Annotated in this window: 1 protein-coding gene; it reads right to left on the bottom strand. The window is 69.0% G+C overall.

The annotated features are described in order from the left end of the window. Positions 1 to 862: condensation domain-containing protein (locus tag MOV74_RS39255; RefSeq protein ID WP_246932987.1), on the bottom strand; the 862-nt coding region annotated here is incomplete at both ends.

Genomic DNA, 862 nt, shown 5'->3' with positions numbered 1-862 from the left:
CCAGCCGGTTGGCCCGCCGTTCGATCTCCGCGTAGCTCAGCTGGCGCCCGCCATCGATCACCGCGACCGCATCCGGCGTTCGCATGGCCTGCGCCGTCACCAGATCGTGCAAGCATGCCTCCGACGGATAGGCCGAACACGTCTCGTTCCACTCCTCCACCAATTGCCGCCGCTCCGCCTCCGGCAGCATCGCAAGCTCCGACAGCGGACGGTCCGCGTCAGCGACTGCTTCCATCAACATTTGCGTCAGATGCTCCGACAGCCGCTTCATCGTCGCGGCGTCGAACAGGTCGGTCGCATATTGGAAGAAGCCGCGCAGGCCCTCCTCCGCCTCGTGCAGATAAAGTGCGAGGTCCAGCCGCGACAGCGCCGGTCCGAGCCCGCCGGCGGCCTGGTCGCCGAGATGGCCGAGCGTCAGCCCCGGCAGCTCGATCTTCTCCTGCGGCACGTTCTGCAATGCGAACAGGACCTGGAAGATCGGATGGCGGCTCGCCTCGCGCGCCGGCTGCAGCTCCTGCACCAGGCGCTCGAACGGCAGGTCCTGATGTGCGAACGCACCGAGCGCGCTCTCGCGCGCCCGCCGCACCAGTTCGCGGAAGCTCGGATCGCCGCCAAGCTCGCCGCGCAGCGCCAGCGTGTTCACGAACAGTCCGATCAGCCCTTCCACCTCGCGCCGCGTCCGGCCCGCGATCGGCGTCCCCACCACCACGTCGTCCTGGCCGCTCCAGCGCGACAGCACCGCCTGGAAGCCCGCCAGCAGCACCATGAACAGCGTCGCGCCCTCCTGACGCGCCAACGCCCGAAGCTTGCGTGTCAGCTCGGGGGAAATCTCGACGGGCAGACGGCTGCCGCGGAAGCTCTG

This window comes from Bradyrhizobium sp. SHOUNA76, from assembly GCF_023006445.1.
Lineage (GTDB): Bacteria > Pseudomonadota > Alphaproteobacteria > Rhizobiales > Xanthobacteraceae > Bradyrhizobium.
The sequence above is the reverse complement of the archived record's forward strand: the minus strand, read 5'-3'. Positions and strand labels throughout refer to the sequence as shown.